The organism is Olleya sp. HaHaR_3_96 (assembly GCF_019278545.1).
Lineage (GTDB): Bacteria > Bacteroidota > Bacteroidia > Flavobacteriales > Flavobacteriaceae > Olleya.
In genome coordinates, this window is sequence record NZ_CP058987.1 from 626,936 (window position 1) to 644,872 (window position 17,937).

General features: G+C 35.2%; 12 protein-coding genes. 3 read left to right on the forward strand and 9 right to left on the reverse strand.

Going from position 1 to position 17,937, the window contains the following annotated elements; genetic code table 11:
* The first annotated feature begins 7 nt into the window (after nt 1–7).
* On the forward strand, nt 8–1,126 hold the full coding sequence (gene leuB / locus H0I26_RS02685; RefSeq protein ID WP_101015719.1) for a 3-isopropylmalate dehydrogenase: 1,119 nt from the start codon (nt 8–10) through the stop codon (nt 1,124–1,126).
* Nucleotides 1,127–1,277: 151 nt separating this feature from the next.
* Here leuB and H0I26_RS02690 read toward each other — a convergent pair whose 3' ends face one another.
* From H0I26_RS02690 to H0I26_RS02700, 3 genes are read right to left on the reverse strand one after another with little or no spacing between them, the layout of a single operon-like run.
* The gene (locus H0I26_RS02690) at nt 1,278–2,561 is read right to left on the reverse strand and encodes an ammonium transporter (protein ID WP_218700900.1); all 1,284 of its coding nucleotides are present in this window, start codon (nt 2,559–2,561) and stop codon (nt 1,278–1,280) included.
* Between the two features lie 6 nt (nt 2,562–2,567).
* Nucleotides 2,568–2,906, reverse strand: coding sequence for a P-II family nitrogen regulator (locus H0I26_RS02695; RefSeq protein WP_101015721.1), 339 nt, complete (start codon nt 2,904–2,906; stop codon nt 2,568–2,570).
* Nucleotides 2,907–2,918: 12 nt separating this feature from the next.
* A complete protein-coding gene (locus tag H0I26_RS02700; protein ID WP_218700901.1) occupies nt 2,919–3,905 on the reverse strand; it encodes an outer membrane beta-barrel protein in 987 nt (328 codons plus the stop codon).
* A gap of 442 nt (nt 3,906–4,347) precedes the next feature.
* Between H0I26_RS02700 and gltB the strand changes: the two genes are divergently transcribed.
* Nucleotides 4,348–8,844: a glutamate synthase large subunit gene (gene gltB / locus H0I26_RS02705; protein WP_218700902.1), complete on the forward strand. Its 4,497-nt coding sequence runs from the start codon at nt 4,348–4,350 to the stop codon at nt 8,842–8,844.
* 3 nt (nt 8,845–8,847) lie between these two features.
* The gene (locus H0I26_RS02710) at nt 8,848–10,314 is read left to right on the forward strand and encodes a glutamate synthase subunit beta (protein ID WP_218700903.1); all 1,467 of its coding nucleotides are present in this window, start codon (nt 8,848–8,850) and stop codon (nt 10,312–10,314) included.
* Nucleotides 10,315–10,513: 199 nt separating this feature from the next.
* Here H0I26_RS02710 and argH read toward each other — a convergent pair whose 3' ends face one another.
* The 6 genes from argH to proC form a co-directional block, all read right to left on the reverse strand.
* On the reverse strand, nt 10,514–11,788 hold the full coding sequence (gene argH, locus H0I26_RS02715) for an argininosuccinate lyase (protein ID WP_218700904.1): 1,275 nt from the start codon (nt 11,786–11,788) through the stop codon (nt 10,514–10,516).
* A gap of 86 nt (nt 11,789–11,874) precedes the next feature.
* Nucleotides 11,875–12,936, reverse strand: coding sequence for a M20 family metallo-hydrolase (locus H0I26_RS02720; RefSeq protein WP_218700905.1), 1,062 nt, complete (start codon nt 12,934–12,936; stop codon nt 11,875–11,877).
* Entirely contained in the window at nt 12,933–13,709 is a 777-nt protein-coding gene (gene argB, locus H0I26_RS02725) for an acetylglutamate kinase (RefSeq protein ID WP_218700906.1), read from the reverse strand. Before argB ends, H0I26_RS02720 begins: the two co-directional genes overlap by 4 nt.
* A gap of 217 nt (nt 13,710–13,926) precedes the next feature.
* Nucleotides 13,927–14,862, reverse strand: a complete 936-nt coding sequence (locus H0I26_RS02730) for an acetylornithine carbamoyltransferase (RefSeq protein WP_218700907.1) — start codon at nt 14,860–14,862, stop codon at nt 13,927–13,929.
* A 980-nt stretch (nt 14,863–15,842) separates the two neighbouring features.
* Complete coding sequence (locus H0I26_RS02735; protein ID WP_218700908.1) at nt 15,843–16,970, reverse strand: aspartate aminotransferase family protein; 1,128 nt, start codon at nt 16,968–16,970, stop codon at nt 15,843–15,845.
* Entirely contained in the window at nt 16,967–17,767 is an 801-nt protein-coding gene (gene proC, locus H0I26_RS02740) for a pyrroline-5-carboxylate reductase (RefSeq protein ID WP_218700909.1), read from the reverse strand. Before proC ends, H0I26_RS02735 begins: the two co-directional genes overlap by 4 nt.
* Nucleotides 17,768–17,937: the final 170 nt, after the last annotated feature.

Consider the following 17,937-nt stretch of genomic DNA (forward strand, 5'->3'; position numbering starts at 1 on the left):
TTATACTATGAAATTAAACATAGCAGTTTTACCTGGAGATGGTATCGGTCCAGAAGTGACCAACCAATCAATAAAAATATTAAAAGCAATTGCTTTAGAATTTGACCATACTTTTTTATTTAAAGAAGCCCCCGTTGGCGCCATCGCAATTGATAAAAAAAACAACCCATTACCAGATAGCACATTAGATTTATGTAAGTCTAGCGATGCCATTTTATTTGGAGCTATTGGACACCCAAAATACGATAACGACCCTAGTGCAAAAGTCCGCCCAGAACAAGGCTTACTTAAACTTAGAAAAGAACTTGGTCTATATGCAAACATAAGACCTGTAAAAGCTTACGAAGTACTGCTAGATAAGTCTCCTCTTAAAAAAGAAATTATAGAAGGGACGGATATTAGTATCTATCGCGAATTAACAGGCGGTATTTATTTTGGCGAAAAACACCTAAGCGAAGACGGTAATACAGCGTCAGACTTATGTGAATACTCCAAATACGAAATTGAACGCATTGCCCATTTAGCTTTTAAAAATGCGCAAAGTAGAAAGAAAAAAGTAACCCTAGTTGACAAAGCTAATGTTTTAGAAACCTCTCGTCTTTGGAGAAAAGTTGTTACAGAACTAGCAAAAGAGTATCCTGATGTAGAATTAGACTTCTTATTTGTAGATAATGCAGCGATGCAAATGATCTTAAACCCAAAGCAATTTGATGTTATTTTAACTGAAAACCTATTTGGAGACGTCATAAGCGATGAAGCTAGCGTTATTGGAGGATCTATTGGATTATTAGCCTCCGCATCCATTGGAGACAAATACGCCATGTTCGAGCCTATTCACGGCTCCTATCCACAAGCAACAGGTAAAGGCATAGCAAACCCTATAGCCTCTATACTAAGTGCCGCTATGCTATTAGAACATTTTGAACTATATGATGAAGCCAACCTAATTAAAGAAGGTGTTGAAAAATCTTTAAAATTAAAAATAACAACACCAGATCTTAACACTTCTTACGACAACATCTCTACTTCCAAAGTAGGAGATTTTATTGCAGATTTTATCAGTAACCCAAATGATACGAATATTAATTTTAATAATATTCACTTAGGACAATCTACTATTATATAACAATTATTTGTTAGTCTTTAAAGCGCCTGATAACTCAACTTATCAGGCCTTTTTTTTGTGATAAAAACAACTTGTACACTTCAGTATATCCAAACCAAAAAAAACCTCGAAATACAATATCCCGAGGTTTCTTCAACAAAATAACTAAAACCTAATGTTCGTTTAATCTAAAGTCTGGATAAGCATCCATTCCATGCTCATGAGCATCAAGACCTTCCAACTCTTCTTTTTCAGAAACTCTTATTCCTACCGTTTTCTTCATTATAAAAATAATTAAGAATGAAGAAACAATACATATAGCTGCGTAAGAAGCTACACCAATAAGTTGACTTACAAATTGTGCTCCGCTAGCTAATTTTCCAAATAGTCCAACCGCTAATGTCCCCCAAATACCACACACTAAATGTACAGCAATAGCACCAACAGGGTCATCTAATTTTAATTTATCAATTAACGATACCGCAAAAACAATAATAGCTCCAGCAATTGCACCAATCAGTATAGCATCTGTTGGACTCATTTGATCAGCACCTGCTGTTATACCAACAAGACCACCCAAAATACCATTTAAAAACATAGTTAAATCTAAATTCTTATACATAAGCGTAGATGTCAAAGCCGCAACCACACCACCAGCTGCTGCTGCCAAACAAGTTGTTACTAATGTTAATGACGTTAATGATGGATCTGCAGACAATACCGATCCTCCATTAAACCCAAACCAACCTAACCATAGTATTAAAACACCAGCGGTCGCCAAAGGAATATTATGCCCAGGAATAGCCTGTATTTTTCCGTTTTTAAATTTACCTATTCTAGAACCTAGTAAGCAAACAGCAACCAAAGCTGCCCATCCACCAACGGAATGCACTAATGTTGACCCTGCAAAGTCATAAAAAGGCGTTTCTAACGTATGTAAAAATCCACCTCCCCATTTCCAAGATCCAGCTATTGGATACACTAATCCAACATATATAATTGCAAAAACAATAAATGGCCCAATTTTCATTCGTTCGGCAACTGCCCCAGAAACAATAGTTGCAGCTGTTGCCGCAAACATCCCTTGAAACAAGAAGTCAGTCCAATAAGTATACCCTTCGTTATACGATAAATCCAATATTGCTTGTCCGGTTTCAGGATCTATAACCGTTGGAGACTCTAATCCAAAACCTGCAAAACCAAGAATACCATTCCAATCACCTTGAACAACCCCATTTACTTCTGTAAACACATCTCCTGGATACATTAAATTAAAACCAACAAGACAATACAGTAATAAGCCCATGGTAATAATGAATATATTTTTAAATAAAATATTTATTGTGTTTTTTTGACGTGTTAAACCAATTTCTAAAAATGCAAACCCTAAATGCATAAAGAAAACTAGTGCTGTACAGATCATCATCCATACATTGTTAATTGTAAATAATTCCATGTCTTATTATTTTAATGTGTTTCCGCCTTTATTTCCTGTGCGTATTCTATAAACTTCATCGATTTGTGAAACAAATATTTTTCCGTCTCCAACTTCTCCTGTAGAACCCGATTCTAAAATGGCTTTTATGGTTACTTCTTCAAAATCATCATTAACAACTATTGATAGATAGCGTCGTTGTATATCACTTGTACTATAAGAAACCCCTCTATAAACATGTCCCTCTTTCTCGTTACCTAATCCTGTAACATCCCAATACGAGAAGAAATTTACACCAACCTCATGCAACGCATTTTTAACTGCAGAAAATTTTGATTTTCTGATTATTGCTTCAACTTTTTTCATAATTAATTATCGTTAAAATTTATATATCGCTGCAACCACAAAAGAACCTAAGCTTTTTGTTGCCATTAAATCTGTATCAATAAACGCGTCTTCAGAACTATTGTCTAATCTAAATTCCGGCTTAATAATTAAGTCTTCATCAATAACTAAACTCCCCGTAAGCGTTAACCCAATAACACTTGGATCATCATCTACAGACTCACTCTGCTTCTGAAAATATTCTCCCCTTAATCCTACTGTAAACGTATCACTAAGATCATATTGAGGATACAAATCCACGCCATAAAACCCTTCTCCGTCATTATCTGCATACGCTGCGTTGATTCCTAAAAAAAACTCATCTGATGCATCAAACCCTCCTGTATAATCGACTTCAAACCCTAATCCTGCATCATCATATAAAAGATTTAAAAATTGACCATCATATCCTAATTGCGCCCCAACCGCATAACTACCGTCAGGATTAAACTCAGTAACATCTGTTTGATTAAACACACCAACCATCAAGCTAAAATCCTCAGACAATGCAAAATCAGCTTTTACACCTGTGTGAGAAAAAGGCCCATTAGAAAACAAATAAGACGTACTGTAATTAAAATTTCCTGCTGGAGCAATAACCTCATAACCTAAAAAAGTATTAAACTTCCCAAAAGTCAATTTTGTGTTTTCACTAATATTATAAAAAGCAAATAATTGATTTAGTACCGTTGCACTAGCCGCTTCACCTCTTGGTCCAAAAACTAAATCTGCGACTGCACCAACTCTACCTTTCTCATAAGACGCAATTATATTTCCCATTCCTAATGAAAATCCCGCAGTATCCGCAAAGGACGTTGTCGGAGCAATTTGATTATCATCATTTGGAGCTGTAAAATTAGTACGATAATAAGCATCGACACTCCCCTCAAAAGAGAACTTTTTTTCAAGACCATCAGACTCCTCTTGAGCAGATAAAGTCACAGATGCTAAAATAATAGCCAGAGTAAACAATTGTTTCATAATACTAGATTTTATAATTCGTTTATCTCTCAAATCTATATTAAAAACATTTACACCCCTAAAAAAATAGGGTTATCACATTCATTTTTATTGTTTACTTATTTTACCCCCTAGTTTTTATAGGGTATGATAATTATAAGGTGGTTTTATTAATGATTTCACATCCTTAATATTGAGTTATTCTTATCGAAAACTAATTTTAATCGTATTATATTCAATATTTTAAACTTTTCGCAAACGTTTTCGTAACAATTACGTGTTTTTAGTAGTGTTTTTTCATTGCGCAATCCTCACTGTAAGCGCAGTATTATTATTTAAAGCACATTTATAAAAGACTATAATCCGAATTTCGAAAAAGTGTTTCGTTCTTTTTACTAATTAAATAATAGCCTGTATATTACAGATATAATGAAGCTTAAAAAAGCTTTAAATTTTACTGATTATGCTAAAAAAACAAGGACTTTATTTACCAGAATTTGAACACGATAATTGTGGCGCAGGATTTATATGTAGTTTAACTGGAAAACGATCTAATGACATCATCCACAAAGCGCTTGAAATATTAGTAAAATTAGAACATCGCGGTGCCGTTAGTTCAGATGGAGTAACAGGAGACGGTGCAGGAATACTAATTGATATTCCACACAAATTCTTTAAGATTTTTTGTGAGTTTGATTTACCTGAAGCTGGAGAATATGCAGTTAGCAATGTATTTCTTCCTAAAAAAGAAAACCAACGTCAATATTGTATTGATGTTTTTGAAAAAGAAATCCAAAATCAAGGCCTTAAATTAATTGGCTGGAGAGACGTACCAGTTAATAGTACTGTTTTAGGTGAAATTGCAAAAGTAACAGAACCTTTTGTAAAACAAATTTTTATTGGAAAGGCTAGCGATGCCCAAACCGAAAGAGAATTCAACATAAAATTATATGCTGCACGAAAAATTGCAGAACACACTATTTATGATTCTAAATTATCTGAATCAAAATTCTTTTACCTACCAAGTCTATCTACTAAAATCATAATATTTAAAGGCTTATTAATGCCGGAACATATTAATGAATATTACTTAGACTTATTCAACTCGGCTTTAGACACAAGATTAGCATTAGTACACCAACGTTTTTCTACCAACACATTTCCAACTTGGGATTTAGCACAGCCTTTTAGATATATCTGTCATAACGGAGAAATAAACACGGTTAGAGGTAATGTATCACGCATGTTTTCTCGTGAAGAAATCATGGAAAGCCCATTGTTTGGAGATGATATTAAAAAAATAATCCCTACTATTTTAAGAGGGAAATCAGATTCTGCAACCCTAGACATGGTTGTTGAATTACTATTAATGACGGGACGTTCGCTTCCAGAAGCAATGATGATGCTAGTCCCCGAAGCCTGGGAGAAAAACCCACACATGTCGGATTCTAAAAAAGCATTTTATGAATACAACTCCTGCTTAATGGAACCTTGGGACGGACCGGCTTCAATCCCATTTACAGACGGTAATTTTATAGGCGCTGTTTTAGATAGAAATGGATTACGTCCTTCAAGATATACCGTAACAAAACAAGGAAACGTTATTATGTCTTCCGAAACTGGTGTTGTAGACATTGCTCCTGAAAACATAGAATTCCATGGTCGTTTAGAACCAGGGAAAATGTTTTTAGTAAACATGAGCGAAGGTCGTATTGTTAATGATGAAGAAATCAAAGAAGAAATAGCAGCCAAACATCCTTACAGAGAATGGTTAAACGAAAATTTAGTCCATCTTAAAGATATTGAAGCTAAGGAAGGCCATATTAAATATGATGAAATTGATCTTAAAAAACGTGAAGTTGTTTTTGGCTATACAGAAGAAGATTTAAATACTATTATTCGTCCGATGGCACAATTAGGAAAAGAACCTATTGGATCCATGGGAAGCGATACGCCAATTGCTATTTTATCAGAAAGACCACAATTAATTTATAACTACTTCAAACAGTTATTTGCTCAAGTTACCAATCCGCCTTTAGACGGAATTAGAGAAGAGTTAATTACAGATATAAGCTTAACGCTTGGTAGTGACGTCAATATATTTGATATCAATGCGGAACATTGTAAAAAATTAAAAATTCAGAATCCGGTTATTTCTAAACACGATTTAGATAAGATTAGAGATTATGATACTAATCCTGATTTTAAAGTCGAATCTATTTCGATGTTATACGAAGTAAATCGTGGATTAAATGAACTTGAAGTCGCACTTGAAAACTTAGTCACTAAAGCTTCTAAAGCTATTGACGAAGGTGCAAACATCATTATTTTATCCGATCGATTTGTAGACGAAAATCACGCACCAATTCCTGCGCTTTTAGCCTGTTCTTACGTCAATCACGCCTTACACAAATTAAAAAAGCGTTCTAGAATCAGTTTAATTATTGAGTCTGCAGAACCTCGTGAAGTACACCATTTTGCTTTATTATTTGGTTATGGCGCAAGTGCTGTAAACCCATACATTGTAAATGAAATTGTTCAACAACAAATCAACAATGCAGATCTTACAGATTTAGAATATTTAGCTGCCATTAAAAACTACAATAAAGCAGTTGGAAAAGGGATTTTAAAAGTGATGAATAAAATTGGGATTTCAACATTAAACTCGTACCGTGGCTCTCAATTATTTGAATGTATCGGAATTAAAACCTCAACAGTCGAAAAATACTTTCCAAATACACCAACACGTATTCAAGGTATTGGCTTAAGAGAAATTGAACAAGAAATTGTTAAACGTCACAAAAGGGCTTTTCACAAAAACACAGAACCACAAATTGAAGTTGGTGGAGATTACAGATGGAGACGTGGACAGGAAAAACACATGTTTAACCCATTAACCGTTGCTAAGCTTCAAGAATCGGTAAGAACTAATAAAGCCTCTACTTTTAAAGAGTTTTCCGACTTGGTAAACGATCAATCTAAAAGCTTAATGACCATTAGAGGTTTGTTTGAGTTTGATCAATTTGACCCAATTCCTTTAGAGGAAGTAGAACCTTGGACAGAAATTGTAAAACGTTTTAAAACCGGAGCCATGTCCTATGGTTCTATTAGTAAAGAAGCACATGAAAACTTAGCGGTTGCTATGAACAGAATTGGAGGAAAATCTAACTCTGGTGAAGGTGGAGAAGACCAAGAACGTTTCTACAAAAGCTCACAAGGAGACTGGAGAAACTCAGCAATCAAACAAGTCGCTTCAGGACGTTTTGGAGTCACTTCCAACTACTTAACAAGCGCAAGCGAAATTCAAATAAAAATAGCACAAGGTGCAAAACCAGGAGAAGGTGGACAATTACCTGGACCAAAAGTGAATCCAGAAATTGCAAAAACAAGAAATTCAACGCCCTATGTAGGATTAATTTCACCACCACCACATCACGATATTTATTCGATTGAAGATTTATCGCAATTAATTTACGATGTAAAATCAGCAAATAGAGAAGCTAGAATTAATGTAAAACTAGTATCAGAAATTGGTGTTGGTACAGTAGCAGCAGGAGTTGCTAAAGCAAAAGCAGACGTTATTTTAATTGCTGGTTTTGATGGAGGAACAGGAGCAACGCCTTTAACTTCACAAAAACATACTGGTTTACCTTGGGAACTTGGTGTTGCAGAAGCACAGCAAACCTTAGTGATGAATGACCTTAGAAATCGTGTAGTTTTAGAATGTGACGGACAATTAAAAACAGGTCGCGATGTTGCTATTGCTTGCTTACTTGGCGCAGAAGAATTCGGTTTTGCAACAGCACCTTTAGTAGCTTCAGGATGTATTATGATGCGTGTGTGTCATTTAAACACATGCCCAGTCGGAATTGCTACTCAAAACCCAGATTTACGTAAAAAGTTTAAAGGAAAACCAGAGCACGTCGTCAACTACATGTATTTTGTAGCACAAGAATTACGTGAGATTATGGCAAAACTAGGGTTTAGAACCATCAACGAAATGGTTGGACAATCTCAAAAATTAAATAGAAATAAAGCCATAGACCATTATAAATCTTCAGGAATTGACTTAACACCAATCTTACACAAAGTAGAAGTTGCTGAAGATGTGCAACTATACAATACGTATTGTCAAGACCATAATTTAAATGTGCACTTAGATTTTAAAATAATCAAACAAGCGCATCAAGCGTTATTTAGGAGACAAAAAACACACTTAGCTATGCCTATCACAAACGTAGATAGAGCAGTTGGAGCTGTTATAAGTAATGAGATTTCAAAAATTTATGGTGCAGATGGATTACCAGAAGACACAATAGATATTGATTTTACAGGTTCTGCAGGACAAAGTTTTGGAGCTTTTGCAACAAAAGGTTTAAAATTCACCGTGCACGGAAACACAAATGATTACCTAGGTAAAGGGTTATCCGGAGCTAAATTAATTATTAAAGTGCCAGAAAAATGTACCATTGTTCCGGAAGACAATATCATTACAGGAAACGTAACGCTGTATGGCGCAACCTCTGGAGAAGTTTATATAAATGGTAAAGCTGGAGAGCGTTTTTGTGTTAGAAACTCTGGAGCACAAGCAGTCGTCGAAGGTATTGGAGATCATGGTTGCGAGTATATGACTGGTGGAGTTGCTGTTATTCTTGGTACCGTAGGTCGAAACTTTGGAGCAGGAATGAGCGGAGGAGTTGCTTATGTTTTAGATGAAAAAGGAACCTTCAAACAGAATTGTAATTCGGAAGATTTAAATATCGATCCAATTGAAAACGAAGCAGATAGTCTTCAGCTGAAACAATTAATCAAAAATCATTTCGAAGCAACAGGAAGCCCATTAGCAGCTCGCATTTTAAAAGATTGGGACAATTACCTTCCTAAGTTTAAAAAAGTGCTACCAGAAGAGTATAGACAAGCCTTAGTGAGATTAGAACAAGAACAACTAGAATTAGCGTAAATTATGGGAAAAATAACAGGATTTTTAGAGTTTAAGCGTGAGAACGAAAGTTATATAGCGCCAGAAAAACGCATAGAGAATTACAAAGAATTTACGGTTCCGTTACCAGAAGATCACCTAGAAAATCAAGGTGCACGTTGCATGGATTGCGGAATTCCGTTTTGTCATAGTGGTTGTCCGCTTGGGAATTTAATTCCAGATTTTAATGATAAAGTCTACAAAGGAAAATGGAAAGAAGCTGCTGAAATTTTACACAAAACCAACAACTTCCCAGAGTTTACAGGACGTCTATGCCCAGCACCTTGCGAAGAAGCTTGTGTACTTGGTATTAATGAAGACCCAGTAACGATAGAAAATATTGAAAAAAATATAGTAGAAACCGCCTTTCAAGAAGGCTGGATTCTAGCAAATCCTCCAAAAGTAAGAACCGAAAAAACAGTTGCTGTTATTGGCTCTGGACCAGCAGGATTAGCTGCCGCACAACAATTAAATCGTGCAGGACATACCGTTACCGTTTTTGAACGTGACGAAAAAGTTGGTGGTTTATTACGTTACGGAATTCCAGATTTTAAAATGGAAAAAACCGTGATTGACAGACGTATTGCTGTTTTAGAAGAAGAAGGTGTTATTTTTAAAACCAATGCACATGTTGGTAAAAACATAGACGCCAACCAACTTAAAGACGACTTTGACGCTGTTGTGTTATGTGGAGGTGCTACAGTAAGACGAAGCATTCCTATACCTGGAGCAGACTTAAAAGGTGTGACTCAAGCTATGGATTTCTTAAAATTAAACAACCAATACGTAGATGGTTTAGTGGATTTTAAAGACGTTATTTCTGCTAAAGGAAAAGACATTATCGTAATTGGTGGTGGAGATACCGGAAGTGATTGTATTGGAACGTCTAATCGTCATGGCGCAACTTCGGTTACAAATTTTGAAATCTTAAGCAAACCTTCCGAAGGTCGTCCAGCACATCAACCTTGGCCGTATTGGCCAATGAAGCTAAAAACAACCTCATCGCACCAAGAAGGTGTAGAACGTTTTTTTAGCATTTCTACTAAAGAATTTTTAGGAGACAAAAAAGGAAACTTAACAGGCTTAAAAACGGTTGAAGTAGAATGGATTTTTACTCCAGGAGAAAGACCACAACTTAAAGAAGTTCCAAATACCGAAAAAGAATGGAAATGCGACATCGCATTATTAGCACTTGGATTTACAGGCGCTGAAAAAACATTAGCAGACCAGTTTGGATTAAAAATGGATTTTAGAACCAATATTGAAGCAACAACAAAAGATTACAAAACAAATATCCCTGGTGTTTTTGCAGCTGGAGATATGCGTCGTGGACAATCGTTAATTGTTTGGGCTATTTCGGAAGGTAGACAAGCAGCACATCATATTGACACGTATTTGATGGGAGAATCCTGTTTACCTTTAAAGGATGATAGCGATTTGCCTCGGGTTTAATACATGGAAAAACGATTAATCTAAAAAAGAAAAAATACAATTAGAGAGATTGCTTCGTTCCTCGCAATGACGTACAGCACGTCATTACGAGGAGGTACGACGAAGTAATCTGTTTAATTAAAGCAAGAAAACTCTTTAAAACAAAAATTTTACAAAAATTAGAGAGATTGCTTCGTTTCTCGCATTGACGCAATTAACGTTACTCTGGATACTTCCCTCTAATCCCATCCAAACACAAATTACCAATACTACCAACATGCGTGTGCTGTTTAGAAGTATCTGGCACATAAGTTCCGCTTTCCACTTCACCTCCAATTTTTTGATACGCTTCTCTAAAAGGCATGCCTCCCACAACCAACGTGTTAATATTATCTACCGTAAACAAGTATTGATATTTAGCATCATTTAAATCGATGTCTTTTACAATAACTTGCTGAATAGCGTAATTAAAAATATCTAATAAGTCTTTTACATCTTCAATTGCTGCAATAATATTTTCTTTTAATAACTGAAAATCTCTATGATAACCACTTGGTAAATTATTAGTAATTAACACCATTTCGGTATGCAAAGCTTGTATTTTATTGGCTTTCCCTCGGATTAATTCAAACACATCAGGATTCTTTTTATGTGGCATAATACTGCTTCCCGTCGTTAACTCATCCGGAAAGGCAATAAAGCCAAAATTCTGACTATTATACACGCAAATATCCATTGCAAAACGCGCTAAAGTATTACACACACTTCCTAAAGCTAAAGCGATAGTTCGTTCGCTTTTTCCTCTACTCATTTGCGCAGCAACCACATTATATTTCAAGGTCGCAAAGTTTAATTCTTTTGTAGTTAATTCTCTATCAATAGGAAACGAACTTCCGTAACCTGCCGCAGAACCTAACGGATTTTGATCTACGGTTTTCAAGGCTGCATTTAACAAGTACACATCATCAATTAAAACCTCAGCATAAGCAGAAAACCATAATCCGAAAGAAGATGGCATTGCTACTTGTAAATGTGTATAACCAGGAAGTAATGCATCTTTATGCGTTTCCGCCAAACCTAAAAGGGTGTCAAAAAACGTTTTTGTTTTCTGATTAATTTCTTGTAAATTCTCTTTGTAGTACAATTGTAATGCTACTAAAACTTGATCATTTCTAGAACGTGCAGTATGGATTTTCTTTCCAACATCACCTAAGGTTTTAGTCAGCTCATATTCAATTTTAGAATGCACATCTTCAAAGGACGCTTCAATAACGAAGGTTCCGTTTTCTATAGTTTCCGCAATAGCGTGCAAACCACTTTTAAGCTGTTGTAATTCTTCCGAAGAAATAATGCCAATAGACTCCAACATTATTGCATGCGCTAAAGATGCTTGTACATCGTACTTTGCAATATGTAGATCAATTTCTCTATCGTTTCCAACGGTAAATTGTTCTATTTTTTTATCGATACTTATTCCTTTGTCCCAGAGTTTCATAATTTGATTTTTTATTGTCATTGCGAATGAAATGAAGCAATCTCATGATGAGATAACTTCGTCATTCTTCCTCGTTATGACGTTTGCTACAATACTTTTTCTAATAATTCAATATATATTTTAATCCCTTCTTCAATTTCATTCACGTAAATAAACTCGTCAGCGGAATGCGATCGTGTGCTATCTCCTGGTCCTAGTTTTAACGATGGACAACTCAACACCGCTTGATCAGATAATGTTGGCGAACCATAAGTGCTTCTACCTATTTCTATTCCTGCAATTACCAATGGATGATCGATAGGAATGGACGACGAATTTAATTTTATACTACGCGGAATAATACTATCACAAGGCGCTTCTTTCTGTAAAATATCGACAATGTCTTGGTTAGAATATTTATCGTTTACACGGACATCAACCACTAATTTTACATCTGCAGGAACCGCATTATGCTGCTTTCCTGCATTTATTTGCGTAACAGTCAACTTCACCTCTCCCAAAGCTTCCGAAGTTTTATCAAACGTGTAATTTTTAAACCATTCTAACACTGGAATTGTTTTATAAATGGCGTTATCGTGATTTGGATGCGCAGCATGACTTGGCGTTCCTTTTACGATTGCCTCAAACACAACCAAGCCTTTTTCGGCAACAGCTAAATTCATTAAAGTTGGCTCTCCAACAATAGCGACATCCACTTTTGGAATAACCGACAACATACTATTTAACCCATTTTCTCCACTGCTTTCTTCTTCAGCGGAAGCGACAATAACCAGATTAAAATTTAGATTTTCTCTGCTATAGAAATACGCAAACGTTGCTAATAGACTGACCAAACAACCTCCAGCATCATTACTACCTAAACCATATAATTTTCCGTCTTCAACAATGACTTTAAACGGATCTTTAGTGTAGCCATTATTTGGTTTTACCGTATCGTGATGCGAGTTTAATAATAGCGTTGGTTTACTATCGTCAAAATATTTATTAGTTGCCCAAACATTATGTTTTGTTCTTTTAAAAGGAATATTTTGATTGTTAAACCATTGCTCAATATGCGCTGCTGTAGGGCCTTCTTCTGAAGAAAAAGACTGCGTTTCTATCAATTGTTTTAATAAAGCAATTGCTCTTGTTGTTAGTTTTTCTATCATTTTGAAATGGTTGTGTGTTTATTATTTTTATCGAAAAGCATTTCTGATTTACCAATACAAACTTTTTGTACTTGATTATTTACAGCATGAAAACAGTTGTTTAGTTTTGGCAACATGCCTTCATATATAATACCGTTTTTAATTAACGGTTGGTAGGTTTTAGTGTTGATGTTTTGGATAACAGAATCGTCATTATTTACATCTTCTAAAACACCCTTTTTTTCGAAGCAATAATATAATTCAGTTTTATATTTTGTTGCAAAACCTATTGCTAATTCAGAAGCAATCGTATCTGCATTGGTATTTAATAATTGCCCGTTTTTATCATGAGTAATCGCGCAAAACACAGGTGTAATTGAATTGTTTAAAAGAATTTCTAAGGTTTCTGTATTTACCTTTTTGACGTCTCCAGCAAATCCATAATCGATAGGTTTTGATGGTCTTAAATCCGAAACTATCGTGTTGCCATCTGCTCCTGAAAAACCAATAGCATTACAACTGTTAGCTTGTAATTGTGCGACTATAGTTTTATTGATTTTTCCAGCATACACCATGGTGATAATATCTAAAGTGACTTGATCGGTTACGCGTCTTCCGTCAATCATTTTAACCTCAACTTGCATTTGTTGTGCTAATTTGGTTGCTAATTTTCCACCACCATGCACTAGAATTTTAGGAGAATCTATAGTCGCGAATGCTTTTAGGAATTGCTGTAAAGCGTTATCATCATCGATGATGCTTCCTCCAATTTTTATAATTTTTAGTGTTTTCATACTTCTTCTTCTTTTGATGTGATACTGAAATGAATTCTGTATGACGTGACGGATTAACATTAACTTATTGCTTACTTTAAAACCTCAATCGTCAAGCTGAACTTGTTTCAGCTTCTCATTATTTGCTCCTTTTTTGATATTGAAATTAATTCAGCATAACCAAGTAACCTCTTTCAATTAAAAGATTGCTTCAATCGCTCCTCATTCGCAATGACGTTTACAACTCCTCCAGAATCTGCTTTAATACAATTTGCGCAGCAAAAGTCCTATTATTTGCTTGCTGGATAACCATTGATTGCTCACTATCTAAAACCGCATCTTCCACAACTACATTACGTCTTACGGGCAAGCAATGCATAAATTTTGCATTACCCAACTTCGCTTTTGTCATCATCCAATTCTCGTCTTGACTAAGTACTTTTCCATAGTCTTTATAATTACTCCAGTTTTTAACATACACAAAATCGGCATCTTTTAAAGCCTCTTCTTGATTGTGATTTATTGGTGTTTTTTTCGTGATTGCTTCGCTTAACTCATAACCTTCTGGATGTGTAATGGTTAAATCTACATCCAAGTTTTGCATCATTTCTACAAACGAATTTACAACTGCCTGTGGCAATGCTTTAGGGTGTGGCGCCCAAGACAAAACAACTTTAGGCTTTGCTTTTTCTGTTAATTCAGTAATGGTAATTGCATCTGCTAATGCTTGTAAAGGATGTGCTGTAGCACTTTCCATATTCACAATTGGAACCGTTGCATATTTTATGAAACTATTCATTACAAATTCAGACTCATCTTTTTGTTTATCGGTTAAACTAGGAAACGCTCTCACCGCAATTACATCTCCATATTGCGAAATCACTTGTGTTGCTTCTTTAATATGTTCTGACGTATTAGCATTCATGATCGTACCATCTTCAAATTCTAGGTTCCAAGCGTCATTTACGTTTAAAATCATAACATCCATTCCTAAGTTTTTTGCTGCTTTCTCCGTGCTTAATCGCGTACGTAAACTGGAATTAAAAAACAGCATCACTAATGTTTTATGTTTTCCTAAATCTTGGAATTTAAAAGGGGTCTTTTTTAGTGAAATCGCGTCCTTTATGGTTTCTTGAAGATTTGATATGTCTTTTATTTCTGTGTACTTTTTCATCTATTTATTACTTTAATCTTACTGAATTTAGTTCAGCTTCTCACTGTTATGCGCTTCTGAAACTAGTTCAGAATGACGTTGCTATTTAGTTCTTATTTCTAAGCATTAAACACTCAATATAAATGCTATTACAAACACTTATTTTCATGTATCCACAACTCTCGTCAAGCTGAATTTATTTCAGCTTCTCACTGTTATGCGCTTCTGAAACTAGTTCAGAATGACGTTGTTATTTAACTCTTCTTTCTAAGCATTAAATACTCAATATAAATGCTATTACAAACACTTATTTTCATGTATCCACAACTCTCGTCAAGCTGAATTTATTTCAGCTTCTCATTATTATGCGATTCTGAAACTAGTTCAGAATGACGTTGCTATTTAACTCCTCTTTCTGAGTCTTTAATACTCAATATAAATGCTATTACAAATACTTATTTTCATGTATTCACTCTTCTCGTCAAGCTGAATTTACTTCAGTTTCTCATTATTATGCGATTCTGAAACTAGTTCAGAATGACGTTGCTATTTAACTCCTCTTTCTGAGTCTTTAATACTCAATATAACTGGTGTTTTAAAGCACCATTCTTCACGTATCCACAACTCTCGTCAAGCTGAATTCACTTCAGTTTCTCACTGTTATGTGATTCTGAAACTAGTTCAGAATGACGTTGCTACTTAGTTCTTATTTCTAAGCCTTTAATGCTCAACATAACTGCTATTACAAACACTTATTATCATATACTCTCTATTCTCGTCAAGCTGAATTTATTTCAGTTTCTCATTATTATGCGATTCTGAAACTAGTTCAGAATGACGTTGCTATTTAACTCCTCTTTCTGAGTCTTTAATACTCAATATAACTGGTGTTTTAAAGCACCACTCTTCATGTATTCACTCTTCTCGTCAAGCTGAATTTATTTCAGCTTCTCACTGTTATGTGATTCTGAAACTAGTTCAGAATGACGTTACGCTCAATACTAGTTTAATTCACTTTTTAAAGCCTCAAAAAACAAATCGACATGTTCTTTTCTGATGGTTAAAGGCGGAAGAATTCGTAATAAATTAGGATTCTTCGCGCTTCCTGTAAATATCTTATGTTCAAAAATTAGTTTCTTGCGTAGTTCGGCAATCGGAAAATCAAATTCCAATCCTAACATTAAACCACGTCCTTTTATGTTTTTAATTGCCGAAAATTCTTTTGCTTTCTCTAGAAAATAAGCTGAGATATCTTTAGCATTTTGCATCAAATCCTCTTCTTCAATAACTTCTAATACAGTCGAAGATGCAACACATGCCAAGTGATTCCCACCAAAAGTGGTTCCTAATAAACCAAAAGAGGCTTTAATATTTGGGTGAATTAAAATTCCACCAATCGGAAAACCATTCCCCATGCCTTTGGCAATCGATATAATATCTGGAGTGACGTTATATTTTTGATAAGCGAAAAAATCGCCAGTTCTTCCAAAACCTGATTGCACCTCATCTGCAATAAAACAGGTATTGTATTTTTTGCATAAAATATCTACACCTTCGTAGAATGCAGCAGTACTTTCATCTAATCCTCCAACGCCTTGAATACATTCAATAATTACAGCACAGACATCGTTTTTAGCCAATGCTTTTTCGACACCTTCTAAGTCACCTAATTCCAGAATCTCAACCTCTTGCTGTGCGTTAATTGGAGCGATAATCTTTGCATTATCCGTTGCTGCAACAGCTGCTGATGTACGACCATGAAAGCCATTTTTAAAAGCAACAACTTTTTTCTTTCCGTTATGGAATGATGCTAATTTTAAAGCATTTTCATTGGCTTCTGCTCCAGAATTACACAAAAACAATTCATAGTCTTTACAACCGGATAATTGCTCTAACTTGTCGGCTAATTTTACTTGTAATGGATTCTGAATCGAGTTACTATAAAACCCTAATTTGGCTACTTGATCAGAAATGGCAGCCACATATTTTGGGTGCGAATGCCCAATAGAAATCACCGCATGTCCACCATATAAATCTAAATATTTGGTGTTGTTTTCATCAAAAACAAAAACATCTACAGCTTTTACTGGTGTGATATCGAATAAAGGATAGACGTTAAATAAACTCATATCTGCTCTTCTTTAATGTTATTAATCTTGTTAAACGAGGCAATCATACCTTGTATTAAAGACGAACTCAATCCTTTGTGTTCCATCTCATTCAAACCTTCAATCGTACACCCTTTTGGAGTGGTTACACGATCTATTTCCTCTTCAGGATGATTCCCATTAGTAATCAATAAACTCGCCGCACCTTCACTGGTATACATCGCTAACTCTTGTGCTTCTTTCGCATCAAAACCTAACTGAATAGCAGCCTGTGTTGTTGCTCTAATTAAACGCATCCAAAACGCAACTCCACTTGCACAAACTACTGTTGCAGCTTGCATTTGACTTTCCGGAATACTCATCGAATGTCCTAAACGATTAAAAATAGCTTCAGCGATTTTAATACGTTTTGCACCTTGCACATTACTACACAAACACGTCATCGATTTACCAACTGCAATTGCGGTATTTGGCATCGCACGAATGATAAATTTATCCGCACCAACTTGCGCTTCAATCTTAGGAATTAGAAAACCTGTAATAGTCGAAATCAACACGTGTTTCTCTGTTAATTCCGGCTTAATGTCATTCAGTATTTGCTCAAAATGCGCCGGTTGCACCGCAAAAATGATAATATCAGATTGCCTTACAGCTTCAATATTATCCGTTGTTAAATGCACATTTTTATAACCATCAAATTCTTGAATCTCATCCAAATTCCGTTTGGTTAAATACAAACTAGTAATGGCATTGTTGGTTATCAATCCTTTTGCGATCGACTTTCCTAAGTTTCCTGTCCCTATAATTGCTATTTTCATTTGTTCGTTTTTATTTGTCATTACGAAGATTACTGAAATCAAAATATATTTTGATTAAAAGTAGATGGCGCAGCCAATGACTGAAGTAATCTCTTTAAACAAATTGCTTCAGGTTTACTTCGTTCACTCGTAAAGCTCGCAATGACTATTATCTTTTTAATTAAACTTTA